General features: G+C 73.5%; 27 protein-coding genes and 1 pseudogene. 15 read left to right on the top strand and 13 right to left on the bottom strand.

The annotated features are described in order from the left end of the window. Positions 1-9: 9 nt before the first annotated feature. Positions 10-1776, bottom strand: coding sequence for a S8 family serine peptidase (locus tag NLX94_RS23390; RefSeq protein WP_254384977.1), 1767 nt, complete (start codon positions 1774-1776; stop codon positions 10-12). Between the two features lie 437 nt (positions 1777-2213). On the opposite strand from NLX94_RS23390, the gene pip reads away from it, so the two are divergent. Further along, positions 2214-3176: a prolyl aminopeptidase gene (gene pip / locus NLX94_RS23385; RefSeq protein ID WP_308402498.1), complete on the top strand. Its 963-nt coding sequence runs from the start codon at positions 2214-2216 to the stop codon at positions 3174-3176. 17 nt (positions 3177-3193) lie between these two features. On the opposite strand, the gene NLX94_RS23380 is transcribed toward pip, so the two are convergent. Then, positions 3194-3958, bottom strand: coding sequence for a DUF1838 family protein (locus tag NLX94_RS23380; protein WP_254384976.1), 765 nt, complete (start codon positions 3956-3958; stop codon positions 3194-3196). A gap of 117 nt (positions 3959-4075) precedes the next feature. Between NLX94_RS23380 and NLX94_RS23375 the strand changes: the two genes are divergently transcribed. The 4 genes from NLX94_RS23375 to NLX94_RS23360 all read left to right on the top strand — a co-directional run bounded on the left by NLX94_RS23375 (position 4076) and on the right by NLX94_RS23360 (position 6897). Further along, the gene (locus tag NLX94_RS23375) at positions 4076-4378 is read left to right on the top strand and encodes a putative quinol monooxygenase (RefSeq protein WP_254384975.1); all 303 of its coding nucleotides are present in this window, start codon (positions 4076-4078) and stop codon (positions 4376-4378) included. 109 nt (positions 4379-4487) lie between these two features. After that, positions 4488-5480 carry a DUF1996 domain-containing protein gene (locus NLX94_RS23370; protein ID WP_254384974.1) on the top strand — a complete coding sequence of 331 codons (993 nt, stop codon included), beginning with the start codon at positions 4488-4490 and terminating at the stop codon, positions 5478-5480. Positions 5481-5596: 116 nt separating this feature from the next. Beyond that, complete coding sequence (locus tag NLX94_RS23365; protein ID WP_254384973.1) at positions 5597-6178, top strand: sigma-70 family RNA polymerase sigma factor; 582 nt, start codon at positions 5597-5599, stop codon at positions 6176-6178. Further along, positions 6175-6897, top strand: coding sequence for a zf-HC2 domain-containing protein (locus NLX94_RS23360; RefSeq protein ID WP_254384972.1), 723 nt, complete (start codon positions 6175-6177; stop codon positions 6895-6897). Before NLX94_RS23365 ends, NLX94_RS23360 begins: the two co-directional genes overlap by 4 nt. A 295-nt stretch (positions 6898-7192) precedes the next feature. Here NLX94_RS23360 and NLX94_RS23355 read toward each other — a convergent pair. The 8 genes and pseudogenes from NLX94_RS23355 to NLX94_RS23320 form a co-directional block, all read right to left on the bottom strand. Further along, a pseudogene (locus NLX94_RS23355) lies at positions 7193-7280 on the bottom strand. Positions 7281-7305: 25 nt separating this feature from the next. Beyond that, entirely contained in the window at positions 7306-8037 is a 732-nt protein-coding gene (locus NLX94_RS23350) for a hypothetical protein (RefSeq protein WP_254384971.1), read from the bottom strand. A 92-nt stretch (positions 8038-8129) separates the two neighbouring features. After that, positions 8130-9365: a cytochrome P450 gene (locus tag NLX94_RS23345; RefSeq protein WP_254384970.1), complete on the bottom strand. Its 1236-nt coding sequence runs from the start codon at positions 9363-9365 to the stop codon at positions 8130-8132. Next, positions 9362-10600: a cytochrome P450 gene (locus NLX94_RS23340; protein ID WP_254384969.1), complete on the bottom strand. Its 1239-nt coding sequence runs from the start codon at positions 10598-10600 to the stop codon at positions 9362-9364. Before NLX94_RS23340 ends, NLX94_RS23345 begins: the two co-directional genes overlap by 4 nt. Further along, complete coding sequence (locus tag NLX94_RS23335) at positions 10597-11247, bottom strand: ATP/GTP-binding protein (RefSeq protein WP_254384968.1); 651 nt, start codon at positions 11245-11247, stop codon at positions 10597-10599. The genes NLX94_RS23340 and NLX94_RS23335 overlap by 4 nt, the downstream gene beginning before the upstream one ends. Then, entirely contained in the window at positions 11228-11590 is a 363-nt protein-coding gene (locus tag NLX94_RS23330; protein WP_254384967.1) for a DUF742 domain-containing protein, read from the bottom strand. The genes NLX94_RS23335 and NLX94_RS23330 overlap by 20 nt, the downstream gene beginning before the upstream one ends. Next, the gene (locus tag NLX94_RS23325) at positions 11587-11988 is read right to left on the bottom strand and encodes a roadblock/LC7 domain-containing protein (protein ID WP_254384966.1); all 402 of its coding nucleotides are present in this window, start codon (positions 11986-11988) and stop codon (positions 11587-11589) included. Before NLX94_RS23325 ends, NLX94_RS23330 begins: the two co-directional genes overlap by 4 nt. After that, positions 11985-13676: a sensor histidine kinase KdpD gene (locus NLX94_RS23320; RefSeq protein ID WP_254384965.1), complete on the bottom strand. Its 1692-nt coding sequence runs from the start codon at positions 13674-13676 to the stop codon at positions 11985-11987. The genes NLX94_RS23325 and NLX94_RS23320 overlap by 4 nt, the downstream gene beginning before the upstream one ends. A 286-nt stretch (positions 13677-13962) precedes the next feature. Between NLX94_RS23320 and NLX94_RS23315 the strand changes: the two genes are divergently transcribed. From NLX94_RS23315 to NLX94_RS23300, 4 genes are all read left to right on the top strand, one after another. Further along, a complete protein-coding gene (locus tag NLX94_RS23315) occupies positions 13963-14970 on the top strand; it encodes a RimK family alpha-L-glutamate ligase (RefSeq protein WP_254384964.1) in 1008 nt (335 codons plus the stop codon). After that, on the top strand, positions 14967-15767 hold the full coding sequence (locus NLX94_RS23310; RefSeq protein WP_254384963.1) for a RimK family alpha-L-glutamate ligase: 801 nt from the start codon (positions 14967-14969) through the stop codon (positions 15765-15767). Before NLX94_RS23315 ends, NLX94_RS23310 begins: the two co-directional genes overlap by 4 nt. Positions 15768-15812: 45 nt before the next feature. Continuing rightward, positions 15813-16007, top strand: a complete 195-nt coding sequence (locus NLX94_RS23305; RefSeq protein ID WP_254384962.1) for a hypothetical protein — start codon at positions 15813-15815, stop codon at positions 16005-16007. Between the two features lie 163 nt (positions 16008-16170). Beyond that, complete coding sequence (locus tag NLX94_RS23300; protein ID WP_254384961.1) at positions 16171-16872, top strand: DUF4232 domain-containing protein; 702 nt, start codon at positions 16171-16173, stop codon at positions 16870-16872. Positions 16873-16932: 60 nt separating this feature from the next. On the opposite strand, the gene NLX94_RS39035 is transcribed toward NLX94_RS23300, so the two are convergent. After that, entirely contained in the window at positions 16933-17058 is a 126-nt protein-coding gene (locus NLX94_RS39035; protein WP_302170383.1) for a hypothetical protein, read from the bottom strand. 109 nt (positions 17059-17167) lie between these two features. On the opposite strand from NLX94_RS39035, the gene NLX94_RS23295 reads away from it, so the two are divergent. Both NLX94_RS23295 and NLX94_RS23290 read left to right on the top strand, forming a co-directional pair. Then, positions 17168-18220: a zinc-dependent alcohol dehydrogenase family protein gene (locus NLX94_RS23295; RefSeq protein ID WP_254384960.1), complete on the top strand. Its 1053-nt coding sequence runs from the start codon at positions 17168-17170 to the stop codon at positions 18218-18220. A gap of 195 nt (positions 18221-18415) precedes the next feature. Next, positions 18416-19168, top strand: a complete 753-nt coding sequence (locus NLX94_RS23290; RefSeq protein WP_254384959.1) for a phosphatase PAP2 family protein — start codon at positions 18416-18418, stop codon at positions 19166-19168. Between the two features lie 18 nt (positions 19169-19186). Here NLX94_RS23290 and NLX94_RS23285 read toward each other — a convergent pair whose 3' ends face one another. After that, entirely contained in the window at positions 19187-20371 is a 1185-nt protein-coding gene (locus NLX94_RS23285; RefSeq protein WP_254384958.1) for a DUF2330 domain-containing protein, read from the bottom strand. Between the two features lie 171 nt (positions 20372-20542). Here NLX94_RS23285 and NLX94_RS23280 point away from each other — a divergent pair, with 171 nt between their 5' ends. The 4 genes from NLX94_RS23280 (at position 20543) to NLX94_RS23265 (ending at position 22907) form a co-directional block, all read left to right on the top strand. Then, positions 20543-21652: a TauD/TfdA family dioxygenase gene (locus NLX94_RS23280; protein ID WP_254384957.1), complete on the top strand. Its 1110-nt coding sequence runs from the start codon at positions 20543-20545 to the stop codon at positions 21650-21652. Continuing rightward, entirely contained in the window at positions 21649-21960 is a 312-nt protein-coding gene (locus NLX94_RS23275) for a hypothetical protein (protein ID WP_254384956.1), read from the top strand. Before NLX94_RS23280 ends, NLX94_RS23275 begins: the two co-directional genes overlap by 4 nt. Next, positions 21957-22247 carry a hypothetical protein gene (locus NLX94_RS23270; RefSeq protein WP_254384955.1) on the top strand — a complete coding sequence of 97 codons (291 nt, stop codon included), beginning with the start codon at positions 21957-21959 and terminating at the stop codon, positions 22245-22247. The genes NLX94_RS23275 and NLX94_RS23270 overlap by 4 nt, the downstream gene beginning before the upstream one ends. 171 nt (positions 22248-22418) lie before the next feature. Continuing rightward, positions 22419-22907, top strand: coding sequence for a DUF4265 domain-containing protein (locus tag NLX94_RS23265; RefSeq protein WP_254384954.1), 489 nt, complete (start codon positions 22419-22421; stop codon positions 22905-22907). 27 nt (positions 22908-22934) lie between these two features. On the opposite strand, the gene NLX94_RS23260 is transcribed toward NLX94_RS23265, so the two are convergent. Further along, positions 22935-23735, bottom strand: coding sequence for a GntR family transcriptional regulator (locus tag NLX94_RS23260; protein WP_254384953.1), 801 nt, complete (start codon positions 23733-23735; stop codon positions 22935-22937). Positions 23736-23918: the final 183 nt, after the last annotated feature.

The raw sequence follows: 23918 nt of genomic DNA, 5'->3' as shown, positions 1-23918 counted from the left end.
GGGCCGGACTCAGAAGGTCAGGTTCCAGGAGTCGATCTTGCCGGTGTCGCCGCCCGCGTTGTCGTTGACGCGGAGCTTCCAGGTGCCGTTCGCGACCTCGGAGGAGGCGTTGACGGTGTAGACCTGGTTGATGTTGTCGGCGCTGCCGCCGGTCCGGTTGTGGACCGTGTAGACGGTGCCGTCGGGGGCGACCAGGTCGACCTTCAGGTCACCGATGTAGGTGTGGACGATGTTCACGCCGACCTTGAGGGCCGCCGGGGCGTTGCCGGTGACACCGGTGACGGTGACCGGGCTCTCCACGGTGGTGTTGTCGCCGATCGCGAAGTCCGTGGTGTTCTCGAAGCCCGGGGTGGGCGGGGTCGAGGTCACGGCCGCCACGGTCGCGCCGGCGTCGGCGAGGCCGGTGCCGCAGCCGCCGGTGCAGGTGCCGGCCAGCGGGCGGGCGTTCGTCTTGATCGCGGACTCGATCTGGGCCGGGGTCAGCGCGGAGTTCGCCGACTTCAGCAGGGCGGCGAGGCCCGCGACGTGCGGGGCGGCCATGCTGGTGCCCTGGTAGGGCTCGTAGTTCTCGGCGCCGGGGGTGGTGGCGCCGGTGTTCAGGGTGGACCAGATGCCGTTCTCGGGCGTGGTGATGGTGCCGGGCGTGTCGGTGGCGCGGCGGGTCTCACCACCCGGGGCGGCGACGTCGATGATCGCGCCGTAGTTCGAGTAGAACGAGCGGTCGCCGGTGCGGTTGCTGGCGGCGACGTTGATCACGTTGTTGCAGCTGGCGGGCGAGAAGCCGGCCGCGTCGGAGTTGCTGTTGCCGGCGGCGACGACGACGGTCGTGCCGCGGCCGACGGCGGCGTTGATGGCGTTCTGGTACGTGGCGGTGCAGGCACCCGAGCCGCCGAGGCTCATGTTGATGACCTTGGCCGGGGTGGCGTTGGCCGGGACGCCCGAGACGGTGCCGCCGGAGGCCCAGGTGATGGCGTCGACGATGTCCGAGGTGGCACCGCCGCACTTGCCGAGCACGCGGACGGGCTGGATCTTCGCGCCGTACGCGATGCCGGCGACGCCCTTGGAGTTGCTCGTGGCGGCGGCGATGGTGCCGGCGACGTGGGTGCCGTGCCAGGAGGAGTCACTGGCCTTGGAGCCGACGCCGCACTCGCCGGCCGCGGTCCAGTCACCCTGGTCGGCGGCGTTGTTGTCGCGGCCGTTGCCGTCGCGGGCGGCGGTGGAGCTGGAGATGAAGTCGTAGCCCGCGACCACGTTGGCGGCGAGGTCGGAGTGGGCGACGTAGCCGGTGTCGATCACGGCCACGGTGACGCCCGAGCCGGTGGTCGTGTCCCAGGCGGGCGGGACGTTCATGCCGGCGGTGGGCTCGAAGAGGTCCCACTGCTTCGCGTACTCGGTGTCGTTGGGGGTGACGGCGAGGGCGTAGGCGCGGGAGTCGGGCTCGACGTAGGCGACGTCGGGGTCGGCGCGGAACTGGGCCATGACGGCCGCCGCGTCGGCCGGGGCGCCGAGGGTGACGAGGGCCGCTCCGGTGCCGAGGCGGCGCTCGAAGGTGGCCTTCTTCGAGGCCTTCTTGCCCTTGGCGGCCACGTCAGCGGCGGCCGCGTCGTTGGAACCGGCCTCGGCGGCCGAGGACTTGTACCCGACGATGAGGTTCTCGGCGGGGGCCGCGGCGGCGGGGGCGCCGGCGGCGGGGATGGTCCGCGCGGCGGGGGCGGGGTCCGCGGCGGTCAGCGCCAGGGAGGTGGTGGCGGTGCCGGCGAGCAGGGTGACGGACATCGCCACCACGGTTATGAGCCTGCGTCGACTGGATGCGTGCACGGTGTTCCCTTTCGCGGGCCGCCGCGGAACGCGCCGGGGCGGCCGGTTGGTGCAGTGTGGGAGGTTGACCGGCGGCCGCGGGGCCGGAACGGGCTGGTCAAGCCCGCCCGGCCACCGCTGCTGCACACCACGTCGTCGCCCGCCGCAGCGTCGGGGCTGGGCAACGGTGGCACCGGCGACGGTCCGACCCTCCAGCTTCACGCCATGTGGGGTGGGCGCGGGGGCTGTTCGGACGGGGAGGATCGCCGGTGGGCAGACAGTAGGCAAAGCGGGGATGAACGCGATACGGGGAAAACCCTTGTCCGGACCCTGCCGGGGCCCCCTTAGGGTGGCCGGACCCCGGCGGACCGCCGGCAAGCGGCCGTCCGGCACGGGGAGGACGAGGAGGTCCGGACGTGGGCGAGCTCCACCCGCCCGTCGAGCCCTACGCCAAGGGGATGCTCGACGTCGGCGACGGCAACGCCGTCTACTGGGAGACATGCGGCAATCCGGACGGGAAGCCCGCGCTCGTGGTCCACGGCGGCCCCGGGTCGGGGTGCACCGAGAGGGCCCGCCGGCTCTTCGATCCGGCACGCTACCGGGTGGTCCTGTTCGACCAGCGCGGCTGCGGCCGCAGCACCCCGCACGCGAGCGATCCGGCGACCGACATGCGGCACAACACCACCGGACACCTGCTCGCCGACATGGAGCGGCTGCGCGAGCACCTCGGCATCGGCCGCTGGCTGCTGTACGGCGGCTCGTGGGGCTCCACCCTGATCCTGGCCTACGCCGAGCGGTACCCCGAGCGGGTCTCCGAGATCGTCATCCCGGCCGTCACCACCACCCGGCGCTCGGAGATCGACTGGCTGTACCGCGGGGTCGGCCGGTACTTCCCCGAGCAGTGGGAACGCTTCGTCGCCGGATCCGGGGGCGCGGGACGCGAAGGCGACCTCGTCGGGGCCTACGCGCGGCTGGCGGCCGATCCCGACGAGGAGGTGCGGGCGAAGGCCACGGCGGACTGGTGCGCCTGGGAGGACGCGGTGCTGTCCGGGGAGACGAAGGGCGGCCCGGCGCCGTACACCGGCCGGCCGCCGGCCGCCCGGCTCGCCCTGGTCCGCATCTGCTCGCACTACTTCTCGCACGGTGCGTGGCTGGAGGAGGGCGAGCTGCTGCGCGGGGCACACCGGCTGGCCGGGATCCCGGGCGTCCTGATCCACGGCCGGCTCGACATGGGCAGCCCCCTCGACACGGCCTGGGAACTGGCCCGTGCCTGGCCCGGCGCGGAATTGACCGTGGTGGAGGAGGCGGGCCACACCGGTGGCCCGACCACCCTCGACCACGTGCTCGGGGCGCTCGACCGGTTCGCTGCCGGGGACTGAGCGCTGAATCCCCCGGCTCAGCCGGTCGGCGGGTCGGTCGGCCGGTCCATCGGCGGGTTGAGCCGGCGGAAGTACGTCCAGCTGGTCTCGTTCGGCTCCGTCCACTTCTCGGGAGCGTGCGCGAACTCCGGGTGGTGGGCGGCGATGTACGCGCGGGTCCGCTCCGGGACCTCCGCGTAGGAGCCGAGTTTGCGGCCCCGGCAGTGGAAGACGAGACCGCCGGGGCGCTGCCCCTGCTCCATCCACGGGAGCCAGGGGGACATCCGGGTCCAGGACACGGAGGACGGGACGCTGGGCGCTTCGGTGTCGAGGACCGAGGCGGGGGCGAAGAACTGGAAGAGCTCCAGGGCCCGGTAGGTGTCGTCGGCCGAGTTCGCCGGGTACTGCGCGACGGGCAGCGGGGAGGGGTAGGCGAGCGGGATCTCCAGGCTGAAGCAGACCTGGTCCCCCAGTTCGGTCATGGGGACCGGGAAGGGGCGCCACCTCTGGTTCGCGGGGTCGTTCCAGACGTGGACGACCGGCTTGTCCTCCCAGGTCTCCAGGATCTCGCGGGTGACCGGGTCCAGGTAGAACGCGGCCTCGCGGGTGAGGAGCTGGTGGGTCCCCGGCGCCTCGTCCTCCACCAGCCGGGCCACGTTGACGCCTTCGAATCCGAAGAGGCGCCGGTAGGGCTCGCCGGGAGCCCAGGAGTGGACGTCGCCGGTCCACCACAGGGTGACCTCGGAGCCGTCGAGGGAGGCGCGGGTGCGGGCGAGGGCCTGCAGGAGGCGTTCGGGTGTCATACCCGGCCACTCTGGCGCCGTCCGCCGGTCCCGGGCAAGGACCGGACCGGCCATGCCGGGTCCGGCAGGCGGAAATCCCTTTCCGCCCGCCGGTGCTGTCGATCTAGGCTGCGTCCCATGCCATCGACCGTTCGACTCCTGATCCTCATCACCACCCTCCCCGGCCGCGGCCGCGAGCAGATCGAGGCCTACGAGCGCCTCGCACCGCTCGTACGGGCCGAGGAGGGCTGCCTGCGCTACGACATGCACCGGGTCAGCGGCGATCCGGACCGGTTCGCCCTCATCGAGGAGTGGTCCTCGCGGACGGCCCTCGCCGCGCACGACGCCACCCCGCACATGATCGAAGCGGACGCAGCGAGTCCCGCGTTCCGGGCGGGGCCCGCGGAGGTGATCGAGCTCGACGCGGCACTCCTGGCCTGAACGGGCCGCGGGAAGGCTGCCCTGCCGTATGAACAGCCGAACGGGGGCGGCGACCGCAGCACGGACGCCCGGTTGACGCGGGCGGTGGCGGGCGGCAACCGTGACCCGCATGGGGAACGAACGCCGACTGCTCACGCTGCTGATCTGCCTGGTGCTGGGCGCCGGGCTGACCGCCGCCGTACTGGGGGCCGCGCGCGCGGGCGGACCGCATGCGGCCGGGGCCGGTCCCGTGGCCGCCGACTTCGTGGACTTCCGGGAGGTCCCGCCCGGCCCCGCCGAGCCCCCCGCGGCCGGTCCGCAGGCCTCCACGGGCCGGGTGTCGGTGGATTGCGGACGCAACGCCGAGGGCCACTACAACGAGGACAACCTCGTCGTCTCCCCGGGCCTGCGCTCCGGCGCCCACCACACGCACGCCTACGTGGGGAACCTGTCCACGGACGCCGTCTCCACCGATGCCTCCCTGGAGGCGGCCGCCACCAGCTGCGCGGGCGGGGACCGTTCCACGTACTACTGGCCGGTGCTGCGCCGCACCGACCGGCCGGGAGAGCGGCCGCACGAGAAGTTCGCCGGCCACGGCAACGCGGGCGCGATCCTGCCGGAGGCGGCGGTGTCGGTGGAGTTCCTCGGCAGTCCGGTGAGCAAGGTGGTGGCGATGCCCCGGTTCCTGCGCGCGCTGACCGGTGACGCGGTGGCCCTCACCGCGGACTCCGACCAGGACGTGCGGGCGAGCTGGGGCTGCTCGGGCTCCCCCGACCGGTCCACCACCCGCTATCCGCGCTGCCCGGAGGGCGAACGCCTCACCCGTACGCTCACCTTCCCCAGCTGCTGGAACGGCCTGGACACCACCGCTCCCGGACACCGCGCCCACCTGCGCTTCCCGGCCGCGAACGGGGTCTGCCCCCAGGACACCTTCCCCGTGCCGCGCCTGCGGATCTCCCTCGCCTACGAGGTCCCCGCGGGGGCGCCCCTCGCCCTCGACTCCTTCCCCGAGCAGCGGCACAGTCCCAGGACGGACCACGGGATGTTCGTGAATGTGATGACGGACGCGCGGATGGACGAGATCGTGGACTGCCTCAACCAGGGCCGCGACTGCCGCACATGAACGGCCCTCGCAACGGGTTCCGCGCACCTCGGCCCGCGCGTGACGCAGGTCACGTGAACCGGCCGCTCGCGCGCGGCGTGTTGTGACCGCACCACGTAAGCGAGGGAGAGGGTGAGATGGCCGGACCACTGTGGCCCCGCACTCGGCGGGGCTCGACCGACGAGGCACTGATCAAGTCCGTGTACGAGGAGCACGGCCACGCCCTGCTCGCGTACGCGACCCGGCTGACCGGGGACCGGGCGGCGGCCGAGGACATCGTCCAGGAGACCCTGATCAGGGCCTGGCGGCACTCCGAGGTCCTGGTGAACGGGAAGGGCTCGGTGCGCGGCTGGCTGCTCACGGTGGCCCGCAACATCATCACCGACCGGTACCGGGCGAAGGCGGCCCGCCCGCCGGAGGTCTCCGGATCGCCGGCCCGGCCGCCGGTGGAGGCGGACCACGCCGACGCGGTCGTGGACACGATGACCGTCCTGGGCGCACTGGACCGGCTGTCGCCGGAACACAGGGACGTGCTGACGGAGTTGTACTACCGGCAGCAGAGCGTCGCGGAGGCGGCGGACACCCTCGGCATCCCGGCCGGCACGGTGAAATCGCGGTCGCACTACGCGCTCAAGGCGCTCAGAGAAGTCTTCGGGGACAGCACACGCACGGGCGGCCCGTCTCCGCGGCCCGGCGGACTGCAGGAGGTGGTGGCATGAACGGGCAGCGGCACGAGGAGGAACTGCTCGGCCCGTACGTTCTCGGCGTCCTGGACGACGCCGAGGTCCGCCGGGTCGAGGAACACGTGGACGGCTGCGTGCAGTGCCGTCAGGAGGTGACGGCCTTGCGCGAGATGGAGGCGGCGCTGGGCGAGGTGCCCCCCGAGGCGTTCCTCGACGGTCCGCCGCAGGGCGGCGACCTGCTGCTCCAGCGCACCCTGCGCCAGATGCGCCAGGAGGTCCAGGGCGCGCGCCGGCGCCGGACCGCGCTCACGGGACTGGCGGTGGCGGCCTCGCTGACCGCCGTCTTCTGGGCCGGCACGCAGCTGGGCGGCGAGGGCGTCGAGGTCGAGGCCCGGCCGCTCCCCACGGTCTCGGCGGAGCCGTCGCCGCCGGTGGCGGGGACCAAGGTGGCCTCCGCGACGGACTCCGGCACGGGCGCGCGGATGACCGTACAGATGACGCCCGCGGCCAAGTGGGTGCGGGTGCACGCCGCGGTGACGGGGATCCCGGCGGGCGAGCGCTGCCGGATCGTCGTCGTCTCCCGGGACGGTACGCGCACCACGGCGGGCGGCTGGGTGGTGGGCACCGCGGAACACGGCGAGGGCAAGGGCGCAGCCCTGGACGGCTCGGCGGCGGTGGACCCGGCGGACGTCCGGGAGATCCTGGTCGAGAACGAGTCGGGCACGGAGTTCGTCTCGGTTCCGATGCCCGCGTGACGGCGGGTCGGCGAACGTGACGGAGCCCGGGAGCATGTCCAGCTCCCGGGCTCCAGCTTGCCACCCAATTGCGCACACCGGCGGCGTTTAAGAGCCGCGGGTCATCTTGAGATCGACGTGTTCTGCCTTTGAACTACAGCGCCACGAGAGAGGCGCCGGAGGGACTTGAACCCCCATCCGTCGATGTTCGCCCACGCTCGGTCGATCCGGTGTTCGGCGGCGAATACTGAGACTGGAGCGAGAATCTGAGATTTACGGGGCCGCCTCTACCGGGCTTGGGCCACCCCCGCACGTGTGCGGGGGGAGGGATTCGAACCCCCAACTGACACCCCATGATCAGCTTCAACATCAGTTTCAGCTTGCGCTCATCGCGCACCCCCCGCTCGCGACGGGGGGCGAATGTGGGGGCTACCTGAAGAGGTAGCCGAATACCGCGTCGCCGATCCGCTGGTCGGTGACCTCGGTGTTGTTCGCCTCCTCACGGGCGAACTTGACCGACTGCTGGAGCTTCTCGACCCGGTCGAGGAGCTCGTTGACCCGCCGGGCGGGCAGCGCGCCGGAGAACTTCACGGTGGTCCAGTAGCCGACCGCCACGTCCTCGTAGTACACCTCGACCTGCGCCGGGTGCTTCTCCGTGGCCTCGGCCTTGACGTGGTTGCGCGGGACCTTCTTGGTGCGGATGGTCCGCACCGCGTCCGTCTTCCACGCGTCCGTCGAGGGGTCCAGGCTCCACGACTCGGAGGCGTCGAGCACCGGCAGCTTGCGCACGAAGGTGTGCAGGTCGGTGAGCTGCTTCTCCAGGAAGAGCAGGTACGGGACGGGCACCTGGGGCAGCAGGACCGTGCCGTCGACCACCACGTCCGCGACCGCGGACCGGTTCGCCCAGTCCTTCGTCGCGGTCACGTCGAAGAGCCGGGTGAGGGTCGAGGCGGTCGCCCGCAGGGCGTCCTCGGCCTTGATCTGGACCCGGGTGGACTCGGGCGGGAGCTGCTCGCCCTCCTCGTCCTTGGGCTGGTAGGTCCGGGAGATTCCGGCCAGCAGGGCGGGCTTCTGCACGTCCTGGTGAGCCTGGGTGAGCTCCTGGAGGGCCTTGGACTTGACGCCCTTTTCGACTGCGATGATCTGATTCAGCTTCGGCACACACAGAACCTAACAACCGCGGCCGATCAGCACATCCGATTAAAAGCCGCTGCCCCGACCCCTGTTCAGCGGAGGGGGCGGGGCAGCGCACCTCAGGCCAGGCGGACCGGGAGGTCGAACAGGTCGTTCTGGGTGAGGATCGGCTTGTTGCGGAGCTCGCTCGGGGCCACCGCCAGCGTGAGGTTCGGGAAGCGGGCGTAGAGGGCCGGGAGGGCAACCAGGGCCTCCAGGCGGGAGAGGGCCGCGCCGGGGCAGACGTGGGGGCCGTGGCCGAAGGAGATGTGCCGGTTCGGGGTGCGGGCGGCGTCGAACTCCCCCGCCGTCTCGCCGAACTGGGCCTCGTCGCGGCCGAGCGCGCCGAAGGCGACGATCAGGCCCTCGCCCTTGGGCAGGATCCGGTCACCGACCTCCACGTCCTCGGTGGCGAAGCGGATCAGGACGTGCGAGGTGGGGCTGGACCAGCGCAGGGTCTCCTCGATGACGTTCTCCCAGGAGACCTCACCCTTGAGCACGAGGTCGCGCTGCTCGGGGTGGGTCTCCAGGGCGACGACCGCGTTGACGATCAGGCTGATCGTGGTCTCGTGGCCGGCGGCGACGATCAGCTGGAGGGTGTTGGTGATCTCCTCGGTGGTGAGGTGGTCGCCGTCCTCCGAGGCCTCGATGAGGGCGCTGGTGAGGTCGTCGCCGGGGTTCTCGCGCTTGGACTCGACGATGCGGGAGAACAGCGCGCCGAGGTCCGCCATCATCTGCGGCACCTCCTCGGGCAGCGTCTGCGTGGAGAAGAACTTCTCGAACAGGGCCTTCAGCCGCGGGTGTTCCTCGGCGTCCACGCCCATCAGGTCGCTGATGACGTTCATCGGCAGCGGGTACGCGAACTGCGCCTTGAGGTCCACCGTCTCACCGGCCGGCAGCCCGGCCAGCTTGTCCAGCATGCCGGTGGTGAGCGCCTCGATGCCGGCGCGCAGCTTCTCGACCCGCCGTACGGTCAGGGCCTGCGCGACCAGGGTGCGCAGCCGGCGGTGGTCCTCGCCGTCCACGGTGAGCATGGAGCGGCCCGGGTTGGCGAGGCCGATCAGCGGCCAGTCCATCGGGATCTCGCCGCGCTGCCAGGCGCCCCAGACGTCGATGTCCTTGACGATCCGGGGGTCGGTGAGCAGCTTGCGGGCCTCGGCGTGGTGCGTGACGGCGTACACGGTCACGTCACCGGGGAGGACCACCCGTACCAGCGGGCCGGCGGCGCGCAGCGCGGCGCTCTCGGCCTGGAGGTCGGCGACGAAGGGGTCCAGGACGATGGCCTCGGGGCCGGTGTGGTCGATCGGGCACGTCATCGGGTGGCTCCAAGGGCGGGGGTCGGGGTGTAGGTCACGGGAAGGGCGGTGAGGCCGCGCAGCCAGGGCGAGGGGCGGCGGGCCAGGTCGCCCGCGGGGACGGCGAGGTCCACGTCGGGCAGCCGGTCGAGGAGCACCTCGATGCCGGTGCGCGCGATGACCTCGGCGACCTCCTGGGCGGGGAAGGGGCAGCGGTGTTCGCCGTGCCCGAAGGAGAAGAAGGCGTTGTTGCCGCCGGTCAGCTCTCCGGCGTCGGTGCGCACGTGCGGGTCCGCGTTGGCGGCGCCGATGCCGAGCAGGACGAGGTCGCCGGCGGCGATGCGCTGTCCGCCCAGGTGGGTGTCGCGGGAGGTCCAGCGGCCGGCCACGTTCTGGGTGGGGGTGTCCTCCCACAGGACCTCGTTCATGGCCTCGCCGACGCTGTGCCGGCCGCCCGCGAGGGAGGCGGCGAAGCGGTCGTCGGTGAGCATGAGGCGCAGGGAGTTGCCGATCCAGTCGGCGGTGGGCTGGTGGCCCGCGGCCATCATGACCATCAGGTCCTGGGCGACCTCTTCCACGGTGAAGCCGGTCCGGTTGGCGAGCATCCGGGAGACCACGTCGGGTCCGGGCTCGGAGAGTTTCGCGGAGAGCAGCGCGAACATCGACTCGGCGAGGTGGCGCTGGCCCTCCAGGGCGCCCTCACGGCCGTTGATCATCTCGTTCATGGCGTGGACGAGGCCGGGGCCCTGCCCGTCGGAGAAGCCGTAGAGCCGGGCCAGGACGCGCAGCGGGAGCAGCATGGCGTACTCCCCGACGATGTCGCAGGAGCCCTTGCCGCACAGGCCGTCGATCAGTTCGTCGGCGAACCGCTCGGCGTGCCCCTTGAGTTCGAAGGGGTCGACGGCTTCGAGGGCCTCGGAGATGACGGCGGCCCGCTCGCGGTGGCGTTCGCCGACGGTGTAGAGGATCGACGGCTGGCGGCGGCCGATCATCGGGAGCAGCGGCCAGTCGGCGGGGATGCGGTCCCACTGGTTCCACAGCTCGGAGTCCCGGGAGAAGAGCACGGGGTCGCTGGTGACCTGGTGCAGTTCGCGGTAGCCGAGGACCAGCCAGGCCGGTACGTCTCCGTCGAGGACGACCGGGGCGACGGCGCCGTGGTCGCGGCGCATCTCGCGGTACAGCTCGGCGGGGTCGGTCTGGAACCGGGGGCCGCCGAGGTAGACGGGCTGGTGCTCGGGGGCGGCGGGGCAGGTCACGGGGTGGGCTCCGGGGTCTGGGACAGGGGGCTCGGCGGGGCGCTCGGACGGGTGCCGGCCGGTACGGCCGTCTGGAGGTGCTGGAGGTGCTGGACGAGGGAGATCAGGACCTGCTTGCTGGACTCCCGGGAGCGGGCGTCGCAGAACACCAGCGGAACGGCGTCCGGCAGGTCCAGGGCGGCGCGGATCTGCTCCGGGGTGTGCGCGGGGCCGCCGAAGTCGTTGCAGGCCACGACGAAGGGCGTGCCGTGGTGCTCGAGCCGGTCGATGGCGTACCAGGAGTCCGCCAGGCGCCGGGTGTCGACGAGGACGACGGCGCCGAGAGTGCCGGAGAAGAGCCGGTCCCACAGGAACCAGAACCGCTCCTGGCCGGGGGCGCCGAACAGGTAGAGCACGTTGCGGGCGTCCAGGGTGATGCGCCCGAAGTCGAAGGCCACGGTGGTGGCGCTCTTCGCGGCGATCCCGTCGGTGTCGTCCACGGCCTCGCCGGCCTTGGTCATGGTCTCTTCGGTGTTCAGCGGGCGGATCTCGCTGACCGAGCGGACCATCGTGGTCTTGCCGACGCCGAAGCCGCCCACGATGACGATCTTCAGCCCGTTGTCGGCCGTGCTGCGCAGTGCCTGGCGGTCAGAGATTGCGGAGTGCAACGAGCACCTGCTCCAGGATGTCGGGGTCGGTGAAGCTGTACGCGGAGTTCGCCGTACGGGGGTGCCGGGCGCGGATCCGTCCGGTGGCGAGCAGGTCGGCCAGCAGGATCCGTACGATCGAGACCGGCAGTCCGAGCTCGGCCGCGATCTCCACGACGGCCGTCGGGAACTGGCACATCCGCAGGATCGCCGCGTGCTCGGACTGCATGCCCGGCACCGGACCGCTTTCGGCGACGACCAGGGTGACCAGGTCGAACACGTCGGAGCCGGAGCGGCTGCGGCCACCGGTGAGGGTGTAGAGCCGGTCCGGTGAGTCGTCCCGGCCCGGCCGGGGCCGGCTCATCCCCGGGGCCTGGCGATGAGGTGTTCGCCGAGCTGCTCGACCAGTTCGGACATGTTGTGGCCGACGAGTCCGGCGTCGGCGTCCTCGCCCGCGACGAGCGCGAGGTGCGCCCCCTCGCCCGCCTCGACGATGAACAGGATCCCGCCGTAGAACTCGGTCATGGCCGAGCGGACTCCGCCCGTGCCGTCGCCGAACTCGATGGACGCCCCGTGGGACAGGCTCTGGATGCCGGCGGCGATCGCGGCGAGCTGGTCGGCCTGGTCGACGGAGAGCTCGGGCGTACGGCACAGCTTGAGGCCGTCGCGGGAGAGCACGAGGGCGTGGCGGGCCCCCGGTGTGCGCTCCAGCAGGCCTTCCAGGAGCCAGTTGAGCGTCTCGTCGGTGGTGAAGCCGGTCATGATCGCGTGTTGCCTTCCGAGTCTGGGGTGTGCGCGGGCTGCTGTTCCGCACCGGGGGCGCCCGGTCCCGCGGTGCCCTGGCCCGCGGCGCCGCGGACGGCCTGGCGGAAGCTGCCGAAGCGGGTGGCCGACCGGGAGGCCCCGCCGGGCGCGGCGGCTGCGGCGGTGTCCGTGGCCGGGGCGGTACGGGGAACGCCGCCCGGGCCGTCGGTGCCCTCGGGGTGGGCCGCCGCCATGGTCCGGCCGCGGCGGCGCTGGGGCAGGCCGCTGTCGCCGAAGTGCGGGTGTTCGCCGGTGTCGGACGAGGCGGAGTCCGCCGCCCCGGTGCCCGGTTCGCCCGGGGCGCCGGTCCCGCGGTCCACGGACGTACGGTCCTGCGCGCGGACGGCGTCGTCCCGGCCGGCGGCGGTGTCGTGGACGGCCTCGGGCTCGGGCCCGGCCCCGGCGGGAGCTGCGGGGGCGGCGGGAGTCCGCGGCGCGGCCGGGGCGGACGGCTGCGCCGGCACGGCGAGCGGCGCGGCGGGGGCTTCGGCGGGCGTGCGGCTGATCAGCTCCTGCGGGAGCATCATCAGGGCGCCCGTACCGCCGCGGGCGGAGGGCCGGAAGGAGACGGTCAGTCCGTGCTTGCGGGCGAGCCGGCCGACGACGGCGAGGCCGAGCCGGGTCCCGGAAAGTCCGGCCAGGTCCAGGGAGGCGGCGGTGACGGCCTGTTCGGCACGGCGGAGCTGGACCTCGCTCATGACGAGGCCGCTGTCCTCGACGGTGATGACGATCCCGGACGGCACCTCCTCCACGTAGACGTGGACTTCGGCGGTCGGCGGGGAGAAGTTGGCCGCGTTGTCGAGGAGTTCGGCGAGCGCGTGCATGACGCCCTCGGCCGCGTGTCCGGCGACGGCGGCGTCGCTGGTGGAGTGGAGCCTGACCCGCTGGTAGCCGCCGATGCGGCCCATGGCGCCGCGCAGGATCGACTCCATGACGATCGGCTTCGCCCAGCGGCGGCCCGAACGGGCCCCGGTGAGCACGGCGATGGAGTCGGCGAGCCGGCCGGCCTGGGCGGTGCGGTGGTCGAGGTGGAGCAGGTCTCCGAGGACGTCCTCGTCGGCGTGCCGGTGCTCCATGTCGCGCAGGTCGGCGAGCATCCCCGTCGCCAGGGCCTGCATCCGTCCGGCGGCGTTGGCGGCCGCGGCCATGGCGGCGGCCCGGCCCGACTCGGCGCGGCGCAGCTCTCCGCCGAGCCGCTCGCGGGAGGCGTTCTGGGCGGCGGCCAGTCCGTCGAGCTCGGCGGAGTGCGCGGCCGCCAGGTGTTCCAGCTCGGCGGCGTGGTCGGCCGTCAGCCGCTCCAGTACGGCGGTGTGCTCGCCGGTGAGGCGGGCGCGTTCGGCGGTGTACGCGGCGGCGTCACGGGTGGCGTCGCTGATGAGCCGGGCGATGTGCCCGTCACTGGCGGCCAGTTCGGAGCTCAGGCCGGAGATCCGGGCGCGCTGGATCCGGGCGGTGCGCGTGCTCCAGGTCACGGCGAAGGCCGACACCGCGAGCAGCATGACGCCCGCGCCGGAGAACCACCCGAGGGCGGTGGCGATGGACGCCGGGGCCGCGGCCACCGCCGCCGTGGTGAGCGCGCCACCGGCCACTGCGGTGATCAGCAGGGCCAGCGCGGAGGGGCGAAGGGGGGAGGGCGACGCCGTCATCAATCAAAGCCTCATACCGGGCGTAAATGGAGGAGAAGGTTCCTGGCAACGAGGCATCACTATAGGAGAGTTGTTGATCGTTTTGGGCAGCCTCTGACAAGTTTTCCAGTCAACCTCGACCGGTAAGAGGCCTTCTGTGACCTTTTGAAGAAAAGAAGAATCGCTCCGCCCGGCGCACGCCTCCCTCCGCAGCCGGACCGATCGTCACATTGCGGCCATGACATCCTGTGACGTCACAACTCGCCGGACGGGATCGGCGGACGTCCGGGGAATATGGGGAAGGTCCATGAGGCTCTGCTTCCTGGTGGAGGAGCACTACCGCCACGACGGCATGCCGAACGAGGTGGTCGGCCGGCTGAAGGCCTGGGGCCACCGGGTGGAAGTGCTGCGGCCCGGCGGTTCGCTGCTGCGCATGGGCGAGGCGGTGGACGCCGGCGCCCATGACGCATGGGTCCTCAAGACGGTGTCCGGCGGGCCCGGGCTGACCCTTCTCGAAGCCGCCGCCGCGGCCGGGGCGACCACCGTCAACGACGCCCGCGCGATCCGGGGCGTCCGGGACAAGGCGCTGGCCGCCGCCCTCGGGCGCGGCCGGGGACTGCCACTGCCGCCGACCTACGCGGCGGCCCGGCCGGAGCTGCTGGCGCAGATCCCGGCGTCCGAGTACCCGCTCGTCGTCAAACCCGCCGACGGCAGCTCCGGCCGGGCCGTGCACCTGGTCTCCTCGCCGGAGCGGCTCGCCGCGATGCTCCCCGCACTGGCCGGCGAGGGCATGCTCGTCGCCCAGCCCTATGTCCCCAACCCGGGCACCGACCTCAAGGTGTACGCGGTCGGCGGGGAGCTGTTCGCCACCGAGCGCCGCTCCCCCCTGCACCCGGACGCCTCCGTACCGGAGCGCCTGGTCCCGCTGTCCGCGGAGATCGCGGAGATCGGCGCGCGGGTCGGCGAGGTGTACGGGCTCGACCTGTACGGGGTGGACATCCTGCTGGGCCCCGACGGGCCGGTGGTCGTGGACGTGAACGACTTCCCGAGCTTCCGTCAGGTCCCGGACGCGGTGGACCGGGTGGCCCGCGCGGTACTGGACCTCGCGCGGGGCACCGGTTCGCGGCCCGGGGCCGGAGCCGGGCCCGCCCTCCGGCGCCCGACGGCCGGACCGCCCGTGTCGATCCCCCTCCAGACCACCGCGGCCACGGTGGCCGCCCCCGTCGCGACCGTCCCCACGGGTGCCGACCCTGCCGCCGCCCCGGCCGGCACTCCTGCCGTCATCCCGGCCGCCGCCACGGGAGAGGCCGTATGAGGGTCGGCCTGATCACGGACAAGCCCGGGCATCCGCTGCTCTCCGCGGTGGCCGGACTCCTGCGGTCCGCCGGGCACGGGGTGGAACTGCTGGATCCCGGCTCACCGGACGGGGATCCGCAGGCGCCCCGCGGGACTCCGGCCGACGTGTACCTGCTCAAGGCACACACCCCGCCCGGGCTGGAGCTGGCCCGGCGCCTGGAGCGGCTCGGGGCGCCGGTGGTCAACTCCGCCGCGGCGACCGCGCTCTGCCAGGACCGCACCCTGATGGCGGAGCTGGCGGTCCGGGCCGGGCTGCCGTTCGCGGGAACCCGTACCGTCGGCGCGCTGGCGCCGTGGGCGGCCGGGGTGTCGCTCGGCTCCCCCGTCGTCGTCAAGAGCCGCCACAGCCGCCGCGAGGACCTCGTGGCCCGGGTCGACGACCCCGTGCGCCTGGGACAGCTGGCCCGCGACTGGCCCGACGAGCCGGTGGTGGTGCAGGACTTCGCCCCGAACAGCGGCTGGGACCACAAGCTCTGGGCGATCGGGGACCGCGTCTTCGCGGCCCTGCGCCGATCGGAGCTCTCCCCGGAGGGCCGCGGCCCGACCCTTCCCCTGCCCCGGCTCCCGGAGGGCTGGGCCGACCTGACCCGCCGGGTCGGCGAGCTCTACTCCCTGGACGTCTACGGCGTGGACATCATCGCCACGGCCGACGGTTCCCCCCTGATCGTGGACGTGAACGCCTTCCCCGGCATCCGCGACCAGCCGGGCGCCCCCGAAGCCCTGGCGGCCCTGACCCTGAGCCGCGCCAAGGGCTAGGCCGCATCACTTCCGCCGGCCGGGGTCGTCGTTGATGATGTCCGTGTGACTCACCGCATCAGTGCTCTGATCTCGGCCTTCGGCTTCCTCGTCAGCGTGATGCTGCTCGCCCTCGCCGTTCGTGACTACCGGTCCGGGGAGTCGGTCCTCTGGCTCGTGGCCGGAGCCCTGATCTTCCTCAGTGCTTCGTACACGCTCGTGCGGGACGTGCGGCGGCTCCGCACCGGGCCGGCCTCCTGAGAGCTGCATCGTCCCCACCGGCTCCGGGGTGACCGGCGTTCGTCATGGGCGCGTCACGGAACCGCCACAGCGGCGTGCGGCGGGAACCTGCTCGGGTCGGCGGGCCGTGTTCCCGCACGCGAGTGCCGGTGCGGGACCGGCCGTGAACCTCGGGGAGCACCCCATGCAGTACACAGCAGCAGGCATCGGCCGGACCGTGGCGGCTCTGGCGACGGCCCTGGCGGCCGCGGCCCTGATGACGGGCTGTACGCCGACCGGCGACGGGGACGGCGGGGCCGCCGCCCCGTCGGCGCCGACCGCGTCCGTACCGGCCCCGTCGGCACCGGCCACGTCCGCACCGGCCACGTCCTCGCGGCCCGCCGAGCCCACCCCCACCGACGGCGACAAGGGCGGGACGACCGGGGGCGGCGGGACGCAGAAGCCCTGCGCCGTCGGCGACATCAAGATGTCCGAGGGACACCAGGCCGACGTCCGCCCGCCGGGCACCGGGACCGGGGCCGCCGTCATCTCCGTCACCAACACCTCCGCGTCACCCTGCAAGGTGTACGGGTACCCGACGGTGGCGGCGGCGGGCAACGGCTCGCCGGAGAAGAACAAGCCGCTGGCCACCACCCACACCGGCCCCGCCGCGACCAACGTGATGCTGGCCCCGGGTGCCCGGGCGTGGACCAAGCTCACCTTCGTCCAGGTCCAGGGCGAGGCGGACGGCTACTGCGCGTCCGGCGCGACCCCGGGCAGCTACCCGACCGTCGTCATCGGCGTGCTCGGCGCCGGGAAGCACCAGATCGCCATGGACGACGGGGTGTTCGCCTTCTGCGACGACAAGGTGACCGTCACGGCCTGGTCCTCCGCCAAGCCGTCATAGGGCCTGTCGTTCGGCGACAGGCCCTGGGGCAGCCGGAGACCGGGGAAAGCCGGCGGCCGGCTACTTGATGACCTCGACCTTCTTGTCGCCCGCGGCCGCGTACGCCGACGCGCTCGCGCCGAGGGCGGTGAAGGTGAGGGCGAGCAGGACGGAAACGGCGACGGCCGCGGCGCGCTTGCGGGTCATGGGGTCCCCCTGATGGTGTGTGGTGGTCGTCCCCGCAGCTTCGCATCCGGCCCCGGGACGGACAAGGGGAGCCCGGGCCGGACGGAACAGGCGAGTGGAGGCGGTCGGCGTGCGCGCGGTGGTGTTCGAGCGGTACGGGGAACCCGGCGAGGTCCGGAACGTGGCCGATCCGGCGCCGGCCGCCGGCGGGGTGGTCGTACGGGTCGAGGCGACGGGGCTGTGCCGCAGCGACTGGCACGGGTGGATGGGGCACGATCCGGACATCACGCTCCCGCACGTGCCCGGCCACGAACTGGCCGGTGTGGTCGAGGCGGTGGGCCCGGGAGTCGCCAACTGGCGGACCGGGGACCGGGTGACGGTGCCGTTCGTCTGCGCCTGCGGAAGCTGCGCCGAATGCGCCGCCGGGCAGCACCAGGTCTGCGCCCGGCAGACGCAGCCGGGATTCACGCACTGGGGGTCCTTCGCCGAGTACGTGGCCCTGGAGCACGCCGATGTGAACCTGGTGGCGGTGCCCGAGGAGCTCTCGTACGACACCGCCGCCGGGCTGGGCTGCCGGTTCGCGACGGCCTTCCGGGCCGTCGTCGCGCAGGGCCGGGTGGCTCCGGGCGAGTGGGTCGCCGTGCACGGCTGCGGCGGGGTGGGGCTGTCCGCCGTGATGATCGCGGTGGCGGCGGGAGCCCGGGTGGTGGCCGTGGACACCGCGCCGGCGGCGCTGGAGCTGGCGCGGGCCTTCGGAGCCGCGCACGGCGTGGATCCGGGGCAGGGCGACGCGGCCGGGGCCGTGCGGGAGCTGACGGGCGGCGGTGCGCACCTGTCGCTCGACGCGCTGGGCTCCGCCGTCACGGCGGCGGCGTCGGTGGCGGGGCTCCGCCGGCGCGGTCGGCACGTACAGGTCGGGCTGCTGCCGGCGGCGCGCGGGGCGGTGGCACTGCCGATGGAGCGGGTCATCGGTTGGGAGCTGGAGGTCCTCGGCAGCCACGGGATGGCTGCGCACGCCTACCCGCCGATGATGGAGCTGGTCCGTTCCGGGGCTCTCCGGCCGGACCTGCTGGTCACCTCCACGATCCCGCTGGAGGGGGCGCCGGACGCGCTGGCTGCGATGGGCACGGCGCCGGGATCCGGGATCACGATCATCCGGCCGGGGGCCGGCGCGCGGAACTGAGCCGGCGGGCGGCCGGGCCGCCGGGGGCAAGGGGCTTGTGGTGGGGGGAGGGCATGGCTACATTCCCTGATTACACGTGTAAGCACGAGATGTGGCCACGCCGATCGGCCACATCTCGGCCACACCCCTGCCCGCACACCCCCTCGTACCCCTCGTCCCCCTCTTTTCCGTCCCGCCGCGAGAGGCAGCACAGCCATGTCCACGACCCCCGTCGCCCCACCCCTCGAAGCCGGCGCACCCGCGTCCGCGACGGACCCCGGCAGCAAGCGCACCACCGGCACCCTCGTCCTCGGAACCGCGCTGCTCGGCTCCGCCGCCGCGCTCGCGCTCGTCGTGCGCAAGGACGTCACGCAGCCGCCCTTCCAGGGGCTCGACGACCGCTGGCTGACCTGGATGGGCGGGCCGCACGACGGGTTCCCCTCGGTGGTCGCCACGCTGCTGAACTGGTTCGGGGGCCCGGTGGGCGCGGTCGTCCCGCTCGCCCTGCTGGTCTTCCTGCTCGTCCGGCGGCGCTGGGTGTCGGCGGGGTTCCTCTTCACCGTCTACATGGCCGGAAACATGCTGGTCGTACAGGGCCTCAAGCACCTGGTGGACCGGCCGCGCCCGGAGAACCCGCTGGTCCGGGTCGACCACGGCTCCTTCCCCTCCGGACACGCCGCCGGTGCGGCGCTCCTCGTCGTCATCGCCGGCGCGATCCTCGTCCCCGCCGCCCGGCGCCGGGCCTGGTGGACCGGCGGCGCGGTGTTCGTCCTGGCGATGATGTGGAGCCGCACCTGGCTGCACGCGCACTGGCTCAGCGACACCGCCGCCGGGGCCGCGGCCGGGCTCGGGGCCGGACTGGTCGCCTGGTGGATCTGCGCCCCGGCGCTCGCCAGGGAGGCCTGGCGGGGCGCGGAGCGTGCGCGCACCCGGCGACGGGCGGAGGAGGCGGAATCCCCCGCCCGCTGACATCAGGAGCCGCGCCCCTTACGCGTGCGGACTCCCCGGCGCGGCGGCCGGCCGGCCGCCGCGCAGCCGGAGCGCGGTCAGGACCGCCGCCAGGGCCGCCACCGCGAGCGCGCCCCCGAGCGCCAGGATCCAGACCGGGACGCCGCCGGCCGTGAGCAGTTCGTCCGTGTACACGACCCGGCGGTACGGGGCGTCCGCCCCGGCGGCGCGCAGTTCGTGATCGCCGTCGATCCGGGACGGCACCGGGAAGCTCTGGTCGATCGCCGTCAGGAACACCGGCTCCGCACCCGCGAATTCGGCGACCGGCCCCGTCGGGGTGACCCGTCCGGCGAAGGTCACTTCGGGCGCGTCGCCGCCGATCGCGGAGACGGGTTCCATGCGGTGCTCCGCCAGGACGTACAGGCCCAGGGACTGGGCGGTCGAGGCCAGCCGCGACAGCCGCATCGGGTAGACAAGCCGGTCGCTCTCGAAGCGGATCAGGAGCGGGTCCAGGGTGCCGCGCAGGGTGGCTCCCGGCTCCCGCGGGGCGAGGCGTACGGCGACGTACTCCCAGCGCTGGTCCACGTACGGCTTGAGCTCGGCGGAGAGGCGGTCGGGGAGCTCGAAGCCGTTGGCCTCGAGCCAGTCGCCCAGCGCCTCGGGGTCCGTCGCGGTCAGGCGGGCCACGTCGAAGTCACCGAGCCGCTCCTGGCCGATGACGCCGACCCGCCCCTCGCCGCTGCCGGGCGGGGCCGCTCCGGCCGTGTCCCCCCGGCCGGAGCCGCGGGGCCAGTCCCCGGGGCGCGGCCAGAAGTAGCCGCGGGTGCGGTACTCGGGTCCGGTCAGGTCCACCAGGCGGGAGAAGAGCGCGGCGTCGCCGAGGCGCACCGAGGCCCGTCCCGGCACCGGCATGATCCAGGCGGCCCGCTCGGCGTCGCCGCCGACCGTGAACCGCATGGCCACCTGCTCGGTCCTACCGTCCCACCGGACCACGGAGGCCTCCCGGGAGACACCGATCCGCGAGGTGCCGTCGGGGACCATCGCCCCGCAGCCGCAGGCGTGCGCCGGGCTGACGAGGGCCCCCACCTGGGTCGCGAGCAGCGCGAACAGCAGGAGTCCGATCCTGCGCCGGATCCAGAGGGCCGCCCGCACCCTGGCCGACCCCGCCCGGGTCGATCCCACCCCGCCGGTCCTCATCTCCGCCGTCCCCACCGTCTCCCCCACGCTCCTCGCTCCATCGACCGCGGGCCCGTCCGCCGCCCCGGTCTCAGACGGCCGGCGCCGCGATCCGGTTCCGGCCATCTGGGCGCCACCCGCCGGTCACCTGTTCCTGCCACGCTGCGACGGACGGCCCAGAGTTGTACATACAACTTTCCCAGCACGGCAGGAGCCACGATGTCCGTACCGGCGATCACCCGCCCGCCCGCGCCCTGGCTGCGCGACAACTGTCCCTGCGCCGAGTGCCGCGACCCGCGCACCGGCCAGAAGCTGTTCCAGATCACCGAACTCCCCGCCGGCCTGGCCGTGGCTTCGGTGCGCGAAGCGCCCGCCCCCGACGGCGGGCCCGGCTGGGAGGTGGTGTGGCAGCCGGACGGCCACCGCTCCCTGTACCCGGCCCGGTGGCTCGAGGCGCACGGCCCGGACGGAGCCGCGTACCGCGCGGCCGGGGACGGGCGGACCGAGGCGGACAAGGAGTTGTGGGCGGCGGCGGACCTGGACGGGAGGGTCCCGCAGGCCGGCTGGGACGCGTACATCAGCTCCCGCGAGGTCCGCGAGCGGGTTCTCGGCAGCGTGGTCCGGCTGGGCTTCGCCCTCCTGCGGGAGGTTCCGTGCCGGGACCGGATGGTGCTGGACGTGGCCCGGACCTTCGGCTTCGTCCGCGAGACCAATTACGGGGAGCTCTTCGAGGTCCGCGTGGAGGCCGACCCCAACAACCTCGCCTTCACCGGTGCGTTGATCACCCCGCACACCGACAACCCCTACCGGGATCCCGTACCGACCCTCCAGCTGCTGCACTGCCTGCGCAACGAGGCCCGGGGCGGCGACTCCGGGCTGGTCGACGGCTTCCACGCCGCCGCGCTGCTGCGCGAGCGGGAACCGGAGGCCTTCGAGGTGCTGACCCGGGTGCCGGTCGAGTTCGCCTTCTCCGACGCGCACTGCGAACTGCGGGCCCACCGGCCGCTGATCGGCGTGGACCCGCTCGGGCGGATCCGCGAGGTCCGCTTCAACAACCGCTCGATCTCCACGCTGCACCAGCCGGCCGGCGTACTGGAGGAGTTCTACGCGGCCTACCGGCGCTTCGGCGAGCTGCTGGAACGGCCGGAGCTCCGGCTGGACTTCCGGCTCGCGCCCGGGGACTGCCTGGTCTTCGACAACACCCGCCTGCTGCACGCCCGTACCGCCTTCGCCGAATCGGGCGGACGCCACCTCCAGGGGGCGTACGCCGATCTCGACGGGCTGCTCTCCACCCTTGCCGTACTGCGCCGCGAAGGAGCCCCCGCGTGAACGCCCAGCACCCCGCCGAATCCACTGACACCACCGGCGCCATCGACGCGCTGGCCCGCCTCTTCGAGGGCGAGGGCAGCGCCGAGTACTTCGGCGAGGCCGTCACCCAGGCCGGGCACATGCTCCAGGCCGGGGCCCTCGCCGAGGCCGCCGGGGCGCCCCCGCACCTGGTGGCGGCCGCGCTGCTGCACGACGTCGGGCACTTCCACGGAACCGTGACCGGCCGCGATCTGATGGAGGAGGGGCGGGACAACGGCACAGCCACACCGGGGCCGACTGGCTGGCCCGGTGGTTCGGCCCGGAGGTGACCGAGCCGGTCCGGCTGCACGTGGCCGCCAAGCGCTACCTCTGCACGGCCGAGCCGGGCTACTTCGACCTCCTCTCCGAGGCCTCCGTGCACACCCTGCGCGTCCAGGGCGGCCCGATGACCGTCGAGCAGGCCCGGGCCTTCGAGGCGCTCCCGGGGTCGGCCGACGCGGTGGCGGTACGCCGCTGGGACGAGCAGGCCAAGGACCCCGAGCTGACCACCCCCGGCTTCGACCACTTCCGGCCGCTGCTGGAAGGGCTGCTGATCAAGGAGGCTCAGGCCCGTTGACCGCGGTGACGGCACCCTCGGCCGAGGCAGTGCCCGTGCCTGCATGCGATCCCGTCCGGCCGGACGGGCTTCGCCGCCCGTGACCCACCGCGTCGGAGGACCCCGGCGGAGGTCTCGTCGATCGGCCGCGGCATCATGGCAGGCCACCGGAGCCCCCAGGGAGATGACGTCATGAGGTTCATCGTTCACGACGACCCGGTCGGCCGCTCCGCGAGCAATCACATCGCCCGGGTCGACTTGGCCGGCTTCGGCCTGGACGGACAGGTCGAACAGCTCTGGCTCCACGCCGTCGCCGACGGGACCTACGAGGTCGCCTGCATCCCGTTCCTCACCTACGGGCTCGCCCTCGGCGACACCGTGCTGCTGACGGACGACGACTATGTCGGCGAACTGGTCGAGCGGTCCGGGCATCGGGCACTGCCGATGATGTTCGTCCCCGATGTACCGGCCGACGACCTCAAGAGGGCGGCAGACCGGATCAGGGCCGAGATCCGTCGGGCGGGACTCCTGAGCGAGTGGAACGGCGACCGCTTCGTCGCCGTCGACGTTCCGCCGGACACCGAGCCCGCCGGCCTCTTCACTGCGATGGAGTCCTCGGTCGACGCGGGCGAGGCCTTCTGGGAGTGGGCCGGCGCGGCACCGTTCACCACACGCACCTGACGCCGCCGAGCTCTCGACGACTCCTGATCAGGAGCCGAGCTGGCGGCCCAGTGCGCTGGTGGCGGTGGTGTGCACGGTGAAGGACACCGTCCCCGGCAGGTAGCGGTCCTGGGACCACTCCACCGGGGTGCCGGCGGGGTCGGTGGAGCGGCGGCGCTCGCGCAGCAGGGCCCCGCCCTGCGGGCAGCCCAGCAGGCGTGCGTCGTCCGCGTCGGCCGCCGCGATGTCGATGGTGTGGTGGGCGTCGGCGAAGAGGACTCCGTGCCGCGCGAGTTGCTCGGAGTACGAGACCGTGTCCGGCGGCATGTCCGCGACCAGGGCGCCGACCGGCTCCGGGTACGTCGTGCGTTCCACCATCACGGGGGTACCGGACAGGGTGCGCAGCCGGAGCACGCGGTACACGGGGCCGCCCGCCTCGATGCGCAGCTGTTCCGCCTCCTCGGCGTCCGCCTCGCCCCGGACCACGGTCTCGGTCCGCCCGCCGGGCTGCTCGCCGAGCGAGCGGGCCCACCGGGTGAAGCTGCGGAGCTCCGCGACTCCCCCGGCCTCCCCCGCGCCGCCGCCGAGGACGACCCGGCGGGTGCCGCGCCGCGAGGTGATCAGCCCGTCGGTGCGCAGGGCGGAGAGGGCCTGGCGCACCGTACCCCGGGAGACCCCGTAGCGGCGGGCGAGCTCGTCCTCGGCGGGCAGCCGCGCGCCGGATCCGTACTCGCCGGCGGTGATGGCGGTCCGCAGGTCTCCGGCGACCTTCAGGTAGAGGGGTGTCCTGGGTGCGGGTGTCCCGGGTGCGGGTTTCCTGGGAGCGGGGTCGTGCGGTGCCTCGTTCACGGGGTCAGCCTGCCATGGCCCGGACGGGGCTAGGCCGTCTCTTCCGGATCTTGCCGGTCAGGCCCGCGTCGTCCGGTGCCGTGCCTCGCCGTGCTGCCGGGGCTCCCGCGTACTGGACGTACTCGGGTGCCCCGGCAGCGCGGCGAGGTGCGGTGCCGGGCGGCGCGGGCCAGGCAAGATCCG

This window comes from Streptomyces sp. TBY4 (assembly GCF_024213195.1).
GTDB lineage: Bacteria > Actinomycetota > Actinomycetes > Streptomycetales > Streptomycetaceae > Streptomyces.
Note: the sequence above shows the minus strand (reverse complement) of the source record. Positions and strands in the feature narration are given on the sequence as shown.